The sequence below is a fragment of the Hymenobacter mucosus genome (assembly GCF_900188255.1).
Taxonomy (GTDB): domain Bacteria; phylum Bacteroidota; class Bacteroidia; order Cytophagales; family Hymenobacteraceae; genus Hymenobacter; species Hymenobacter mucosus.
On sequence record NZ_FZNS01000004.1, the window covers coordinates 519565 to 532708 of the forward strand.

The window sequence follows — 13144 nt, forward strand, 5'->3', positions numbered from 1 at the left end:
TCGCTTATGCGGGATGACGGACAGTAGCGGACGTTTTTCTTACTCTACCTAATATGGCCGAACAACTCACCTGGACCCCCATCAAGGAGTTCCGCGAAATCCTTTTCACACAGTCTGGCGGTATCGCCAAGATCAGCATCAATCGTCCGCAGGTTCACAACGCCTTCACGCCCCTCACGGTGCAGGAGATGATTGAGGCCATGCACATCTGCCGTGACCGAACCGACATTGGCGTGGTTATCCTCACGGGTGAGGGTGGCAAGGCTTTCTGCTCGGGCGGCGACCAGAGCGTACGTGGCCACGGCGGCTACGTGGGCGACGATGCCATGCCTCGCCTTAACGTGCTGGATCTGCAAAAGCTTATCCGCTCCATTCCCAAGCCCGTGGTAGCCATGGTAGCAGGCTGGGCCATTGGCGGCGGCCACGTTCTGCACGTAGTCTGCGACCTGAGCATTGCCGCTGACAACGCCCGCTTCGGCCAGACCGGCCCCAACGTAGGCTCCTTTGACGGGGGCTTTGGGGCTAGCTACTTGGCACGCGTGGTGGGACAGAAGAAGGCGCGCGAGATTTGGTTTCTCTGCGACCAGTACGATGCCCAGGAGGCCCTTGATATGGGCCTCGTGAACAAGGTAGTCCCCCTCGACAAGCTGGAAGAAACTACCGTGGCGTGGTGCAACAAAATTCTGGAAAAGAGTCCCTTAGCTTTGCGGATGCTGAAATCGAGCTTCAACGCGGAGCTTGACGGGCAGGCTGGCATTCAGGAGCTAGCCGGCAATGCTACCCTGCTATACTACCTCTCTGAGGAAGCCAAAGAAGGCAAGAACGCCTTCCTAGAGAAGCGCAAGCCCGACTTCTCGAAGTACCCTAAGTTCCCATAAGCGCAGACATATTCCCCAAAGAGGCCCACACAGCATAGTGTGGGCCTCTTTTTTGTGTAAACCCTAACTGCTTAGCAGCTATTTTTTTGGTCTACGCTATGGAATCTAAGCCTATATTACGTCGGCACTAGAGCGGGCGTATCAACGACAGTTCAGCATCTGCGCACAAGAGTGCTACTCCTATTTTACCAGAAGTTAATGGCCGAGTACCTAGTAAACTCTACCGATGCCCTAACCTTCACGGTGCTAGCGAATGCTACCGTGCTGGGCACCTTGAAGTACGCAGAGTGGTTTTCCTTCGAATCCGTTTTGACGCTGACCGATGGCACCTCACTTCGCATTGAGCCCAAGGGCTTCTGGGGCACCACTGTTGAGGTAAAGGACCAGACAGCGGTAGTGCTCAGCTTCAACATGCACTGGAACGGTAACATCGTACTAAAATCCAGGCTAGGCGGCACAAACAAAGCATTCGTAGTTCAGAACCGGGGAGTGCTCAAAAACGACTTCGTGCTGGTTGATAAAGAAGGCCACGAGTTGCTCACCATCCGGCCTACTCTTAAATGGAACAAAGCCAACTATGATTACACGGTAACCAGCACCGAGATTTTCGAAACCCTGGAGGTGAAGAACATTCTCCTGCTAGTAGCCATCCACTGCACCAATTACTATATGTCCATGATGTTTGCATCGGCTATGATTGCTACTATGTAAGCTTTACCAGGAGGCCACGCCACCCCATACCATCCTTTCCGGCGAGTGCGCACTGGGGGCCACGGCTTCTTCATAAGCAGAACGAAGCAAATACTTGGGCCGTATATTCGAGCCTATCAATTGGACTGATCACCTTTTTCTCCGGTATGAAAGCACTGCTGTTTGCCCTGGTTATGAGTACTGCCGCGGTGTCGGTGGGACACGCCCAAGCGGTCCAAAGCCAGCCGGCTGCTCCTAGCACCCCAAAGCAGGTGCAGTTGGTAGAAGCCGCGTGCGGTCAGTGCCGGCTGGGCCTCCCAGGCAAGGGATGCGACTTAGCCGTGCGCATGAACGGGAAAGCTTATTTCGTGGATGGCACAACCATTGATTCCCACGGCGACGCGCACGCTCAAGATGGCTTCTGCAGCGCCATTCGTACGGCGCAAGTGCAAGGAGAAATAGTAGACAACCGCTTCAAGGCAACCTATTTCAAGTTGGTGCCAGAGACCACCAAAAGCAAGTAGGCAGCCAGAACCCTCTACCTCTTGCAGCCTATGAAGCGCTACTTATGCGCTATTCACCTCACAGGCTACTTACGTCAGCTATTGGGCCTCCAACAGCTCTCTTGGGGCCAATGCCCAAGTAAAACCAACGCGCAGTGCCACCCAAGTTGGGTAGCGCTGCGCGTTGGTTTTTAAGAATAAATCATCGACCCGCACACCGCGCAAGCTTCGTACTAGCTATTCCCTGGTTGGTTTGAATATGGGTTACTTACGAGTAGGTGCTAATTTTTATGGCCGCGTCTGGCAATACAAGTTGCAACTATCATCGTTTAGCCGTGACACATTAAGTACTTCGTCGAACATCCGTATCTGTGCTTTGCGCTACATGCGGTTCATACTTTCCACTAGTGCCTTTACACTTTTCTCTTAAAAGAAGCGGCTGGACACTCGTTCTCTGGTTTCTTTTGCGCCCAGCGCTACTACCTGCTGCCCCAGCCGCCAAAGATGTACCCAACTATCGCGTGCGGGTGCGCATACTTAGTGTGCAAGGCAAAGCACCCGCTCCAACCCAGCAATTTGATTTCTCACTGACGGGTAATCCCCAGGGCGCGCGCTTTTCTGGTCCGGCTTGGAGCAACTGGATACCCTCTACCCGAGCCGGTATTGACCAGATTCTGGCAACGTACAACAACGCCAATAACCCGTTCTGGCAGGTAACCACCGGCTTATCAGTAACGCCGGTAGCAGTTGCGCCCTTTCCATCCGTTAAGCTCCAAGTACAGTCTGCCATAGAGGGTGGAGAGGTTAGCACTACGCCCGCGGAGCTGTTTGGCCCCACCGTGGGCCTTATTTTGTGGCAGAGCGCAGACAAGAAAATTCATATTGACACCTACACCGGGCATGGCCGGCGCGTGTACGACCAAGCGCTGAAAGCGGCTTTTCTTCCCGAAAACCAACGCCCCAAGAAGATTCTGTTCGGAGAGCGGTACATCGGCTCAGATAATGATGTACTAAGCTGGCATGAAGGAATAAAGCGGCTGTGTGGTATCGGGTTTAACACCTTGCATCCGGTACCGGCAGCGCTTACTTCCACTGTGCGGGCTGCAGGCATCCGGAAAATATGGGGGGCCGTTTATAATCCACCTGGGTACGCGTTCAACTTCACTCCACAACGACACACGGAGTTCGTGAAGTTTGTTCAGGACCAAATCGCGCCTCAGCTGGCTTCGGGTTGGACAAAGGAAGAGATTGGCTTTTGGGTCACCAGTGATGAGCCTGGTTGGTACTATCCAGCCAGGTACGATGAGTTCAACAAAGATCCAGCGGCCCTAGCGGCATTTCATAGCTACTTACGGGCGCGGGGCCTTACCCCTGCTGCCCTGGGCAAATCGGATTGGAACCAAGTTGAACTCATTGGCCGGCAGCAGTACCGCGACCTGCCTTCGCGCCGCCTGTTCTACTGGTCAAACCGCTTTCTACCTTGGGCATCCGCTCGCTTTTTTGGGGAGGTAGCCAAAGCTTACGAGGAAGTAATCAGGCCTAAGGTGCCCGTGCTGGTTAACTTCAATAACTTCATGGGCTTGGCGTATCAGCCAGGTCCCGTAGGAAACAACAATCAAGGCAGCAACCCCAATGCAGCAATGGGCCAGCACGACTGGCTTGAGTTTGGCCGGGAACGGGGAACAACGGCCATTGCTACGGAAGACTGGTTTGGGGATGACATGGCCCCGCAATGGTCGTTCTACGCCTCTCGCCTGCGAGCGGCTTCTGAGCTAGGACAAGTAGGGATGGGAGCCTTGGTAATCCCCCGAGTCTCGGGCCAGCGCCCGGCTGGGATGGCGCAGAAACTGCTAGCCCTAGTAGGCCACGGAGCCAAAACCATCCAGTTTTTCACTTATGGGCCCGAGTATGCCTTTCCGGGAAACTGCTATTCAGAGAACCTAGCCGTTTTCAAACCTCTTGCTACTGGCATGCGACTGGTAGCTAAAGCAGAAGACCTCCTGTTTCCGGGGAAAATGAAGACTTCGCCGGTTGCCATCCTAACCCCCCAAAGTTCGCCTTTATGGGATTTAGAGGAATATAAGAATCCGCCCCGGATTATTGATGGCACCAACCCGTACATGGATGCTGGCCGCATGGGGTATATGGTGGAGATGCACGGCCTTTTTCTGGCCTTGCAGCACAGCGCCATTCCCGTTCGTTTCGTGGATGAGCAAAAGCTTACGGAGCCTGATTTTCAATCCACGAAAGTGTTATACGTAACCGCCCCCGAGTTACCTGCCGAGGCGGCAGAAGGTGTGCTTCGATGGGTGCAGAAGGGTGGCACCTTGGTTATGGCTGCCGGAACAGCAGGCTTTGACCGGTACCACCAACCCCTGCAAACCCTAGAGCAAGCAGCGGGCGTACGGCCGGCAGCCCCCATTCGGATGCCTGCTTTTCAGTATGCCGACGCGAAAGTAACTGGGCAGCTTACCTCCACTACTACTGCTTTGCCCGTGTTTGGGGAGAGAGAAAAGCTTGAATTATTAACCCGCGGAGCCAACCAGGCCCGGCTGGCGCTTCGCTTCACGGATGGCACTCCTGCCCTCACGGAAACGAAAGTAGGCAAGGGGCGGATTCTGCGTTTTGCCTGTTATCCAGGTCTTTCCTATCGTCATTCCGCAACCGAAAATACAAATGGACTGCCCAGTGGCTTCTCAGAAGGCTGGCGCCAGCTGATTGTCCAGCCCGTTCGGGATGCGGGAGCAGAGCTACCCGTTCACGTTAGCAAGCCCCTGGTTGAAGCGCCCGCACTCTATAGTTCCACTGGAGTAGCCGTAACCCTCTTAAACTGGCGGGGAACGGCGCAAGAAGTACGGGTAACCGTGGCCGCAGACCGTCCTGTGCGCCGGGTACAATCGGCGGAGCGGGGTCCGTTACGCTTTCAGCAAAGTGGCAATAAGGTCACCGTTGACCTTCCTCTCGGGGACGTAGATGTCCTACAGATGTACTATTGAGGCATACTGAAGTCTACTACCATTTTGCACAGCTACAAAAAGCCCCACGCCTCCTTTTCTACTAGAAATGGAACGTGGGGCTTTCTGACTATAGCTAGGTGCTTACTCGTTAAAATATCGACCCATAGGCGGCACAGCCTTCGCACCAGCCAAAGAAGTTGCGTAGCCGCTCGTTCTTGATGCGCTTCTTTAGCAGCTTACGGGCCTTGCGGGCGGCCTCCTTAACGGGAGACGCAGTTGGAGCGGCTACGTGGTTGCGGAGCGTGAGGTAGCGCCGAAATACAAACGTACGGACCAGGGCAAACGGACTCGGTGCGGTGGGGTGCATGGCGTTTGGAGGTTGATGACTCTTTTAAGATACAACTTTATCTCACTAAAAGTCAACGACAACCTGATTACGTGCTTTGCTAGGGAGCTTTGCCAAGCTACGCAGTTATATAGGTGCGGCAGCGCCGCCAACGCTATTTCCTATCTATTCTTCTTAGTCTACCAGCCATGACAAACGCGGAATTTCACTTGGCCATTGGGCGCATTCGGCGTCTTCACTGGATGCATTTTCCCGTGCAGGCGCTTGTCATGCTGGGCGTGGTGCTGGGCGCTAGTAGCCAGGTCGGCGTAGGCTCTGGGAGCCAAACGCACTTGGCCTCGTGGCCTGCGTTGGTGCTGCTGGCGGCCTTGGTGCCCGTAGTAAGTATGCTGCTCTACATCATTTCTCGGCGCCTACGACCCAACATACGACGGCTAGCCGAGGAAAATATGCGTATTTACCAAAGCCGAATCTTCCTTCGCAACAGCTTACTTAGTTTGCTTGGCTTGCCGCTGCTGGCTTCCTACTTCCTCACGCGGGAGGTGCTAGAGCTGCTAGCCTGTGGTGCGCTGCTGTTGGGAATGTGCTTGGCAACGGTTCCTACAGCCAAAGAGTACCAACGCTGGCTGCTTCGCTAGAAGCCCGCTTCTGTGCTTGGTTTGATTTGCTGCCTTCTCTATTTGTTTTCCATGACTGCCGACTCCGACCTCCTACCTGTTTCCTTACTTCTTAACGGCCGCGAATTCTTCTACGCCGACATCCAGCAATATCCTGCCAACTCTCCTACCGACCTGAACGGCTACGAAGCCCGCGTACTCGACTTCTGCCGGCAATGGCTGAATGGAGCCCAGGAGTTCGGGCTGCGCACCTCGGGCTCTACCGGCCAACCGCAGTCCATTACAATGTCGCGGCGGCAACTGGAAGCTTCGGCCCGCCGCACGGGCGACTACTTTGACCTGGGCCCCGGCGACCGAATGCTGGTATGCTTAAACTGTGAGTTTGTGGGCGGACTGATGATGCTGGTTCGCGCTTTCGAGCGGCGCATGCACCTAACCATTGTCGAACCACAGGCCGACCCGTTGGCACTTGTGCCCCCCAAAGCAGAGTTCGATTTCACATCTTTTGTACCCCTGCAATTGCGGGCGGTGCTAGCGGCTGGTCATACCTCCCGGCTAAACCGCATGAAAGGTATTTTGGTGGGCGGGGCAGCAGTAGAGAAGAGTTTGGAACGCGAAGTGCAACAGCTGCGAGTGCCCGTGTACGTAACCTACGGCATGACGGAAACGGCCTCGCACATTGCTCTGCGCCGCCTCAATGGTTCCGCGCCCACTCCCTACTACCACGTTCTGCCCGGCATTCACGTGGCCCAAGATCAGCGCGGGTGCCTCACCGTGCGCGCCGACGTAACCCAAGACCAGCTCATCACCACCAACGACCGAATTCAACTGGTAGATGCGCACACGTTTGAATGGTTAGGCCGCGCCGATTTTGTCATCAATAGTGGTGGGGTGAAGGTGCAGGCTGAGAAGGTAGAACTAGTACTGGAGGTAGCTCTTACTGAGCTCAACCTTGGACGTCGAGCCTTCGTGGCTGGCCGGCCCGACAAACGCCTAGGCGAGCAGGTGACGGCCTATTTGGAAGGGAAGGCTCTCTCCACTACGCAGCAGCAGCAACTACAAGAGCTTCTTAACCAGCGCCTCGATAAGTACGAAGTGCCACGGGAATACGTAGCTGTTCCGGCCTTCAGCACTACTGCATCGGGTAAATTAGACCGTCTTTCTACCATTCGCAGCTTAACAGCGGCACCACTCTAGCGCAACGGCGGCAAGACTTTAGGTGGCTATGTATGGGTAGGCGTGTGGACAATTGCTGCCTGCGCCTACCCATACATAGCCGTTGAATTCTATATTCTGCCCAGAATGCTATAAGATTGTCAGATGCTTTTCACTCTCCCTTGCTTTTGTGCATGAAACAACTCCTTACCTCTCTATTACTGGCCGGTGCCATGGTAGCTTCCCAGCACTCTGCCTTCGCTCAGCAGGCGCCCTCCGTACGGCCGCTACAAAACGAACCCGTACGTTATGAGTACTGTGAGCTGATGCACACGGGGGCGTTAAGCAAAGGCAAACCCGAAAAGACCAAGACCGATGACATTTACGTGGACTTCGGCTATGGCTATGAAAAACTAGGAGGATCGGAGCAGATGAAGCGGGAGGCCGGCAAGATGGATGTATTTGCTACCCCCATCAGCGCCGTAAACTACATGGGCAGCCTGGGGTGGGAGATTGTGCAGATTATGGAGACGCCTACCACCCCGGGCAGCAACGATGCGGGCCGCTACGTGCGCCGCTACATGCTACGCCGCCTCTTAACGGCCAAGGCAGTAGCCGTGCCCCGCTAGCCCAAGGCGCAAGACTCTTACGCACCCCCAGCTTCATGTCTTTAGAAAGCTTGAAGCTGGGGTTTTGTAGGCCTTACTTTGCCGGCATCAAGCCTTGTTGAGAAAATAGGCGTTCGTGTCCGCGCACGACTTTGATGAAGTCTCCCAGAAACAGCTTGACGCGCCCCGAGAAAATAATACCACTAAGCTGGTCATCAGGGCGTTTTCCGGTGAAGGCAATTTGCCGGTAGCCGGTCCCTGCTCCTACCCCTACCCACCGGAAAATGCGGTAGTGCGCCGCTACGGAGGGTTCTAGGATGTAGAGCACCCGCGAGCTGCTGCGTTGCACACTGTTGTTGGGCAGGTAAAACTTGGTATAGTAACTCCCCACGCCCAGTTGCAAAGGGGCACTTACTTCCCACCGTGGGTTCCCAATAAATACGTACTCGCCGTACGCTACCATGTAGCGAAAACGAACGTCGTCGCGGGTGCCCGCGGGCATGCCTTCGGGTAGCGGAATGCGCGTAGGCACGCCCCCAGAGAGGCGGTAGAACCCCAGCCCGGCCCGCCAGCGGCCCCGCCACTCGATGCCGCCCTTGAGCCCGTTGATGCCGACTACTTTGCCATTCAGAATAGAAAACCGCTGGTCGAACTGAAATACTGCCCGGCGGTGACTCTGCCGCACAAAAGTAGAATCGTAGGCGGGTGCAGCGGAGGGTTCAGTGGCCCACACGGGCAAGGCAGCCAGCAGCGGCGGCAGTAAGAGCACAGGCAAACGAAGGGTACTAGTAATTTCCACGGCGCGAAGGTACAACTGTGGAGTGCGGAATGTACTAGCCACCCACGCGGCTCACCCCACCCACTTCGGCGGTTGGCCACTTGCTCTTGGCGCTTCACCCTGGTTCTTACTGCTTAGTGCTGGATTTCCGTGCATGTTTGCGTGTCACCTAGCCCTTGCCCCATGTCCGTCACTCCCAACTTTTTATTTTCTCTAGCTAACCCGCTTGCTATGGTAGGCTGGGTATTGCTGGTAGTAGCCCCCCGCTGGTCGGGCACGCGCCGGTTGGTACACAGCGGGGTGCTGCCTCTGCTGTTGGCGTTGGGTTACGCCTTGCTTATTGGCTTTCATTACCTCAGTGCCCAGGCAAGCGAAGGTGGGTTTGCCTCGCTGGCTGAGGTAGCCAAGCTATTCCACGACCCGTGGGCCCTGCTGGCTGGCTGGGTGCACTACCTGTGCTTCGATTTGTGCCTCGGCATTTGGGAAAGCCTTGACGCTCAACGGCGCGGCGTAGCGCACTGGCTGCTGGTGCCGTGCCTGCTCCTCACCTTCCTCCTTGGCCCCGTAGGGCTGCTTGTATACAGTATTGTGCGGCGCCTCCGTGGCCGCCACGCTACAGATTCAGCTCTATCCCTTCCCCTTTAACCAAGCAGTAGTATGTCTACCAGTCTGCCGCTGAAAACACCAGCTACTCTTGCCGGCACATCGAGCAAGCCGCGCACAGCCTCCGCCCTAGCCGTAGTAGCCGATTACCTACGGGTGCTGCATCGGGTTAACCCAGTATTGTCTTGGGCGGGTTGGGCGCACGTCGCACTCCTGCTGGTATGCCTTGCACTACTCCCCTTCGACCACCGAATGGTTACGGGCCTACCTGTGTGGGTGAAGCCAGCCAAGTTTGTACTTTCAGACCTGCTGTATATCTGGACGCTAGCGTGGCTCCTGGCCGACTTGCCTGCTCCGGCTCAGCGCGCGGTTCGGCGCATTAGTTGGGCCGTGGCCGTGAGTATGGGAGTAGAAATCCTGTGCATAGTTGTGCAAGCGGGGCGCGGCACTACGTCCCACTTCAATGGCGCTACCGCTACCGACGGCATGATCTTCAGCCTGATGGGGTTGTTCATCATGGTCAACACGGTAGTTATCATTTGGGCGGTATTCTTGGTATGGCAGCATCGGCTCCACGGCTCCGAGGCCTACGTGTGGGGCGTACGGCTGGGGCTAGCCTTATTTCTGGTAGGTAGTGTGGTGGGTGGCATGATGGTTCACCTCAACCAACACACCGTGGGCGCCCCCGACGGAGGCGCGGGCCTGCCTGGCCTGGGTTGGAGCACCCGCGCCGGCGACCTGCGCATTGCCCACTTTCTGGGCCTGCACGCCTTACAAGCTATACCCCTGTTGGGGTGGGCTTTAGGTCGCCGCCAGTTGCAACCCCAACGCGCTGTTTTGCTCACGTGGGTGGGAGCCGCCTTGTACACTACGGCAGTAGGGCTGCTGTTTGCGCAAGCTATGCACGGCATACCCTTTATACGATGGTAAGCCAGCCAAAAACTGAGTGTAGTTTATTCAAAAGCCCAGGGGAGCTGCCAGTTGTGTACCTGGCAGCTCCCCTGGGCTTTTGAATAAGCGTCGCTGTGCTAGGGCTCACACGGCCCGGTAAGTTGGCTACTTCAGCTTGCTAAACTTACGCCGAATTATCTCCTGCACGGGCACATTCTCAATTTTGCTTTCCAGCCAAGAAATGATGTCTAGGTACAGGAAGGGACGCCGCTCAAAAGGATTTTCTGCAATGCGAATAAGCTTGTCTTTGAGCTGAATGAATGCATCCTTGAGCTGGGAAGGCGCTACGTCGCCGAGGTTGCGAAGAAACTGAAAAATGGCCACCTGCATCTGCTGCTGGTCGTTCATCTTGCCCAGGAAGCGGTATACGGAGCGCACTTGGTACTCCAAGGCTTCGTCGCGGCCGGCTTCGTAGTGCGCAATGAGGTTGAGGATGCGAGCAAAGCACTGAATATCCTCGCGCAGACTGATATCCTTGAAGTAGATTACCTTATTGAGGTACTCAATAGCTTTGTCGGGCTGTCCGCTACCGAAGTAGAGGCTGGCAATCTTATAGTAAAATACCAAGCGGCGGTGCGAGTCTAGCTGCAGCCGGAAGTGGTCGAGCCCGGCCAGCAAGTCGGGTACAATAGTTAGGCCCTCCGTAAACTGCCCGCGCATGAAGTAGCCGTTCAGCCGGTTGGTGTAGATGTACAGAAACAGCAGCATCTCCACGTTGGGGCTGGTACGCCGGTCGGGGTCAGCCGAAAAAGCTTCTAATTGCGCCAATACCTGAGCAAACTTACTATAGTACAGTAAGTTGTGCGAAGTTATTAGCAAGTTGTGCAGCCCCTTGAGGTAGAGCATATTCTGCTGCTCTCGCATGATGGGATGGTGCTCAAACAGATCGACCCACTTTTGAGCGTAGCGGAAACACAGTCGAAAATCCTGTGTGATGGTATAGTACCACACGTGCGCTTGGTAGTAGTACAGCTGCTCAAAGAAGCTGGCCTGTCTGAGGTCCAGCGGGGGTAGCTCCTTGCGGAAAAAGGCCGTGGCCCGCTCATAATCCTGCTGATTGCGGGTGTGCCCTATTTTGAGGTACAGCCCGTACATGCGCAGCGCCAGGTTCGATAGTTCGTGCTCCCGGGCTACGTGGCTTACCGTGACAGTTGCTTCCTCTGAAAGCTCCTTAGCCCGGTCGCGCAAACTACGTGTAATATACTGACCTTCAATCATTTTCTCGAAGTCAAGCACCAGTAGCACAATGTGCGGCATGCCCGCTTGGTGGGCGGCGGCTTTCACTTTCTCCAGCATCCGCAGGCTCTGCTGGTAGAGGCCGCGGTTGTAGAGTACACGGGCGTAGTCTAGCTGCTCGTGCAGTTGAATATCTAAGTTCTGCCCCGCGTGGTACATGCGCAAGCTGGCTAAGAGCTGCCGATACAGGTTAGCCTTGAGGTTGGCGACTTGTACTTTCTTAATGGCGGGCACTCGCGCTAGTACCCGTTCCTCGTCGTAGCGCTCCATATCGTCGAGGGCGTCGAAAAGCTGTAGAAACTTTAAGCCATCGGTGGAGCCCTGCCGGTTGGCGAATAACCGGAAGTGCCGCTTTTCGGTGCGGGTCAGGGACTTAATTAGTTGAAAAACCGGGTCGCTACTTTCGCTGGGCATTGTAGTTTACCAAAAGGCAAGTGTTTGAATGTAAGCATATTACAGACAATAGTTTCTAAATTAGAAATAGTAGATAAGCTGGAAAAAAGTTTTCATAGCCTAGTACTGCCGCTGTACTTGCACTCAGTTAGCCGGTGTAAATATGCCATGCACGACTGTTTAAAACGCTCTGCTTACCGAATAATTTCTTTCGTAGCGCCGAGCTTTTATCCACTGATCATCCGAAACGAAAGTTCTCACCTTCTTTTTGCGCTTTTACCCGCTCACCTAGCTTATGCAGCCGATTCTGCTACCCGTCGTGCTCGTCATTGTTCCGCCGCTCCTGGGCTGAAAGCTACCGTTTTGTTTCCTCTACAAATCAGCCTTTCCAAGCCCTAAGCGCAGAAAGGCTTTTTAGTACCCCTTTTTCATTTCTCCCTTCTCCCAAATCACAATGTACTTCACCAGTAACACCGTCGCTTTTCTGGATGGCGAGTTTGTGCCAGCCGAGCAGGCCACCTGCGGGGTCTACGCCCAATCGTTACACTACGGGTATGCCGTGTTTGAAGGTATTCGGTCCTACAACACACCCAACGGAGCGCAGATTTTCAAGGCCGAGGAGCACTATGAGCGGCTGCATTACTCGTGCAAATCTGTGGGGCTGCCCCTGGAGTACTCGGTGGAGGAACTAACGCGCATCAGCTACGAAGTACTGGAGCGCAACAATCTGACTGACGCCTACATCCGCCCCCTGGTGTACGCCGCTACTCCCAACATGAGCCTCAAGGTGGCGACCACCAGCAACGTACTGATTGCAGTGTGGGAATGGGGTAAGTACCTCGGCGACCAGCTTCTGCGCCTTTCCGTTTCGCCCTACCAGCGCCCCAACCCCAAAGCAGTGCCTATTGAGGCGAAGGTATCGGGCCACTACGTCAACTCCATCATTGCCAGCTCCGAAGCCAAGGGCCGCGGCTATGATGAGGCGCTGCTGCTCGACATGAACGGCTACGTAGCGGAGGGCCCCGGCGCCAACTTCTTTTTCGAGCGCAATGGGGAGCTGTTCACGGCCCCGGCTGGCAGCATCCTGCGCGGCATCACCCGCAACACCATCATTGATTTGGCCCGCGAAGCCGGTATTACGGTGCACGAGCAGTTCTTCACGCCAGATGAGCTGCGCACGGCCTCGGCAGCCTTCATGACGGGCACGGCGGCGGAGGTTATCGGTGTTGCTTCGGTAGACGACGTGACCTTTGATACGCCCTTCCAGCAAACCATTGGGGGCATGTTGGCCAGCCACTACCACGCCCTCGTGACCGGCCAAACGGCCACCCGCGCCGCCAGCTTCGCCAAGCAGCAGTAGGTGGCGCACCCGGCGTCGACGCGTGCGTGGCAGAACCCCTACTAGTACCTCCAGAACCCGCCAACTCTT

The 13144-nt window shown here is 55.6% G+C and carries 13 protein-coding genes; 10 read left to right on the plus strand and 3 right to left on the minus strand.

Going from position 1 to position 13144, the window contains the following annotated elements:
• Positions 1 to 53 precede the first annotated feature (53 nt).
• The 4 genes from menB to CHB83_RS12185 all read left to right on the plus strand — a co-directional run bounded on the left by menB (position 54) and on the right by CHB83_RS12185 (position 5067).
• Positions 54 to 878 carry a 1,4-dihydroxy-2-naphthoyl-CoA synthase gene (gene menB, locus CHB83_RS12170; protein ID WP_089332811.1) on the plus strand — a complete coding sequence of 275 codons (825 nt, stop codon included), beginning with the start codon at positions 54 to 56 and terminating at the stop codon, positions 876 to 878.
• Positions 879 to 1076: 198 nt separating this feature from the next.
• A complete protein-coding gene (locus CHB83_RS12175; RefSeq protein WP_089332812.1) occupies positions 1077 to 1589 on the plus strand; it encodes a hypothetical protein in 513 nt (170 codons plus the stop codon).
• A 146-nt stretch (positions 1590 to 1735) separates the two neighbouring features.
• The gene (locus CHB83_RS12180; protein WP_179225522.1) at positions 1736 to 2092 is read left to right on the plus strand and encodes a DUF6370 family protein; all 357 of its coding nucleotides are present in this window, start codon (positions 1736 to 1738) and stop codon (positions 2090 to 2092) included.
• A gap of 443 nt (positions 2093 to 2535) precedes the next feature.
• A complete protein-coding gene (locus tag CHB83_RS12185) occupies positions 2536 to 5067 on the plus strand; it encodes a hypothetical protein (protein ID WP_089332813.1) in 2532 nt (843 codons plus the stop codon).
• A 109-nt stretch (positions 5068 to 5176) separates the two neighbouring features.
• On the opposite strand, the gene CHB83_RS12190 is transcribed toward CHB83_RS12185, so the two are convergent.
• Positions 5177 to 5395 (minus strand): hypothetical protein, encoded by a 219-nt coding sequence (locus tag CHB83_RS12190; RefSeq protein ID WP_045688668.1) that lies wholly within the window; start codon positions 5393 to 5395, stop codon positions 5177 to 5179.
• 167 nt (positions 5396 to 5562) lie between these two features.
• On the opposite strand from CHB83_RS12190, the gene CHB83_RS12195 reads away from it, so the two are divergent.
• The 3 genes from CHB83_RS12195 (at position 5563) to CHB83_RS12205 (ending at position 7775) form a co-directional block, all read left to right on the plus strand.
• On the plus strand, positions 5563 to 6012 hold the full coding sequence (locus CHB83_RS12195) for a hypothetical protein (protein WP_055562535.1): 450 nt from the start codon (positions 5563 to 5565) through the stop codon (positions 6010 to 6012).
• Positions 6013 to 6063: 51 nt separating this feature from the next.
• Complete coding sequence (locus CHB83_RS12200) at positions 6064 to 7188, plus strand: AMP-binding protein (RefSeq protein WP_089332814.1); 1125 nt, start codon at positions 6064 to 6066, stop codon at positions 7186 to 7188.
• Between the two features lie 152 nt (positions 7189 to 7340).
• Positions 7341 to 7775, plus strand: a complete 435-nt coding sequence (locus CHB83_RS12205) for a hypothetical protein (protein WP_089332815.1) — start codon at positions 7341 to 7343, stop codon at positions 7773 to 7775.
• Between the two features lie 73 nt (positions 7776 to 7848).
• Here the strand turns inward: CHB83_RS12205 and CHB83_RS12210 are convergent, their stop codons facing one another.
• Positions 7849 to 8529 carry a hypothetical protein gene (locus tag CHB83_RS12210; protein WP_143437125.1) on the minus strand — a complete coding sequence of 227 codons (681 nt, stop codon included), beginning with the start codon at positions 8527 to 8529 and terminating at the stop codon, positions 7849 to 7851.
• A gap of 186 nt (positions 8530 to 8715) precedes the next feature.
• Between CHB83_RS12210 and CHB83_RS12215 the strand changes: the two genes are divergently transcribed.
• Positions 8716 to 9177: an ABA4-like family protein gene (locus CHB83_RS12215; protein WP_089332816.1), complete on the plus strand. Its 462-nt coding sequence runs from the start codon at positions 8716 to 8718 to the stop codon at positions 9175 to 9177.
• Positions 9178 to 9189: 12 nt separating this feature from the next.
• Positions 9190 to 10065 (plus strand): hypothetical protein, encoded by an 876-nt coding sequence (locus CHB83_RS12220; RefSeq protein WP_089332817.1) that lies wholly within the window; start codon positions 9190 to 9192, stop codon positions 10063 to 10065.
• A 126-nt stretch (positions 10066 to 10191) separates the two neighbouring features.
• Here CHB83_RS12220 and CHB83_RS12225 read toward each other — a convergent pair whose 3' ends face one another.
• Positions 10192 to 11736 carry a hypothetical protein gene (locus tag CHB83_RS12225; protein ID WP_089332818.1) on the minus strand — a complete coding sequence of 515 codons (1545 nt, stop codon included), beginning with the start codon at positions 11734 to 11736 and terminating at the stop codon, positions 10192 to 10194.
• 433 nt (positions 11737 to 12169) lie between these two features.
• On the opposite strand from CHB83_RS12225, the gene CHB83_RS12230 reads away from it, so the two are divergent.
• A complete protein-coding gene (locus CHB83_RS12230) occupies positions 12170 to 13075 on the plus strand; it encodes a branched-chain amino acid transaminase (protein WP_089332819.1) in 906 nt (301 codons plus the stop codon).
• Positions 13076 to 13144: the final 69 nt, after the last annotated feature.

Coding starts and splice junctions, on each gene's coding strand:
- menB (WP_089332811.1), top strand. CDS start 54: ATGGCCGAACAACTCACCTGGACCCCCATCAAGGAGTTCCGCGAAATC.
- CHB83_RS12175 (WP_089332812.1), top strand. CDS start 1,077: ATGGCCGAGTACCTAGTAAACTCTACCGATGCCCTAACCTTCACGGTG.
- CHB83_RS12180 (WP_179225522.1), top strand. CDS start 1,736: ATGAAAGCACTGCTGTTTGCCCTGGTTATGAGTACTGCCGCGGTGTCG.
- CHB83_RS12190 (WP_045688668.1), bottom strand. CDS start 5,395: ATGCACCCCACCGCACCGAGTCCGTTTGCCCTGGTCCGTACGTTTGTA.
- CHB83_RS12195 (WP_055562535.1), top strand. CDS start 5,563: ATGACAAACGCGGAATTTCACTTGGCCATTGGGCGCATTCGGCGTCTT.
- CHB83_RS12200 (WP_089332814.1), top strand. CDS start 6,064: ATGACTGCCGACTCCGACCTCCTACCTGTTTCCTTACTTCTTAACGGC.
- CHB83_RS12205 (WP_089332815.1), top strand. CDS start 7,341: ATGAAACAACTCCTTACCTCTCTATTACTGGCCGGTGCCATGGTAGCT.
- CHB83_RS12215 (WP_089332816.1), top strand. CDS start 8,716: ATGTCCGTCACTCCCAACTTTTTATTTTCTCTAGCTAACCCGCTTGCT.
- CHB83_RS12220 (WP_089332817.1), top strand. CDS start 9,190: ATGTCTACCAGTCTGCCGCTGAAAACACCAGCTACTCTTGCCGGCACA.
- CHB83_RS12225 (WP_089332818.1), bottom strand. CDS start 11,736: ATGCCCAGCGAAAGTAGCGACCCGGTTTTTCAACTAATTAAGTCCCTG.
- CHB83_RS12230 (WP_089332819.1), top strand. CDS start 12,170: ATGTACTTCACCAGTAACACCGTCGCTTTTCTGGATGGCGAGTTTGTG.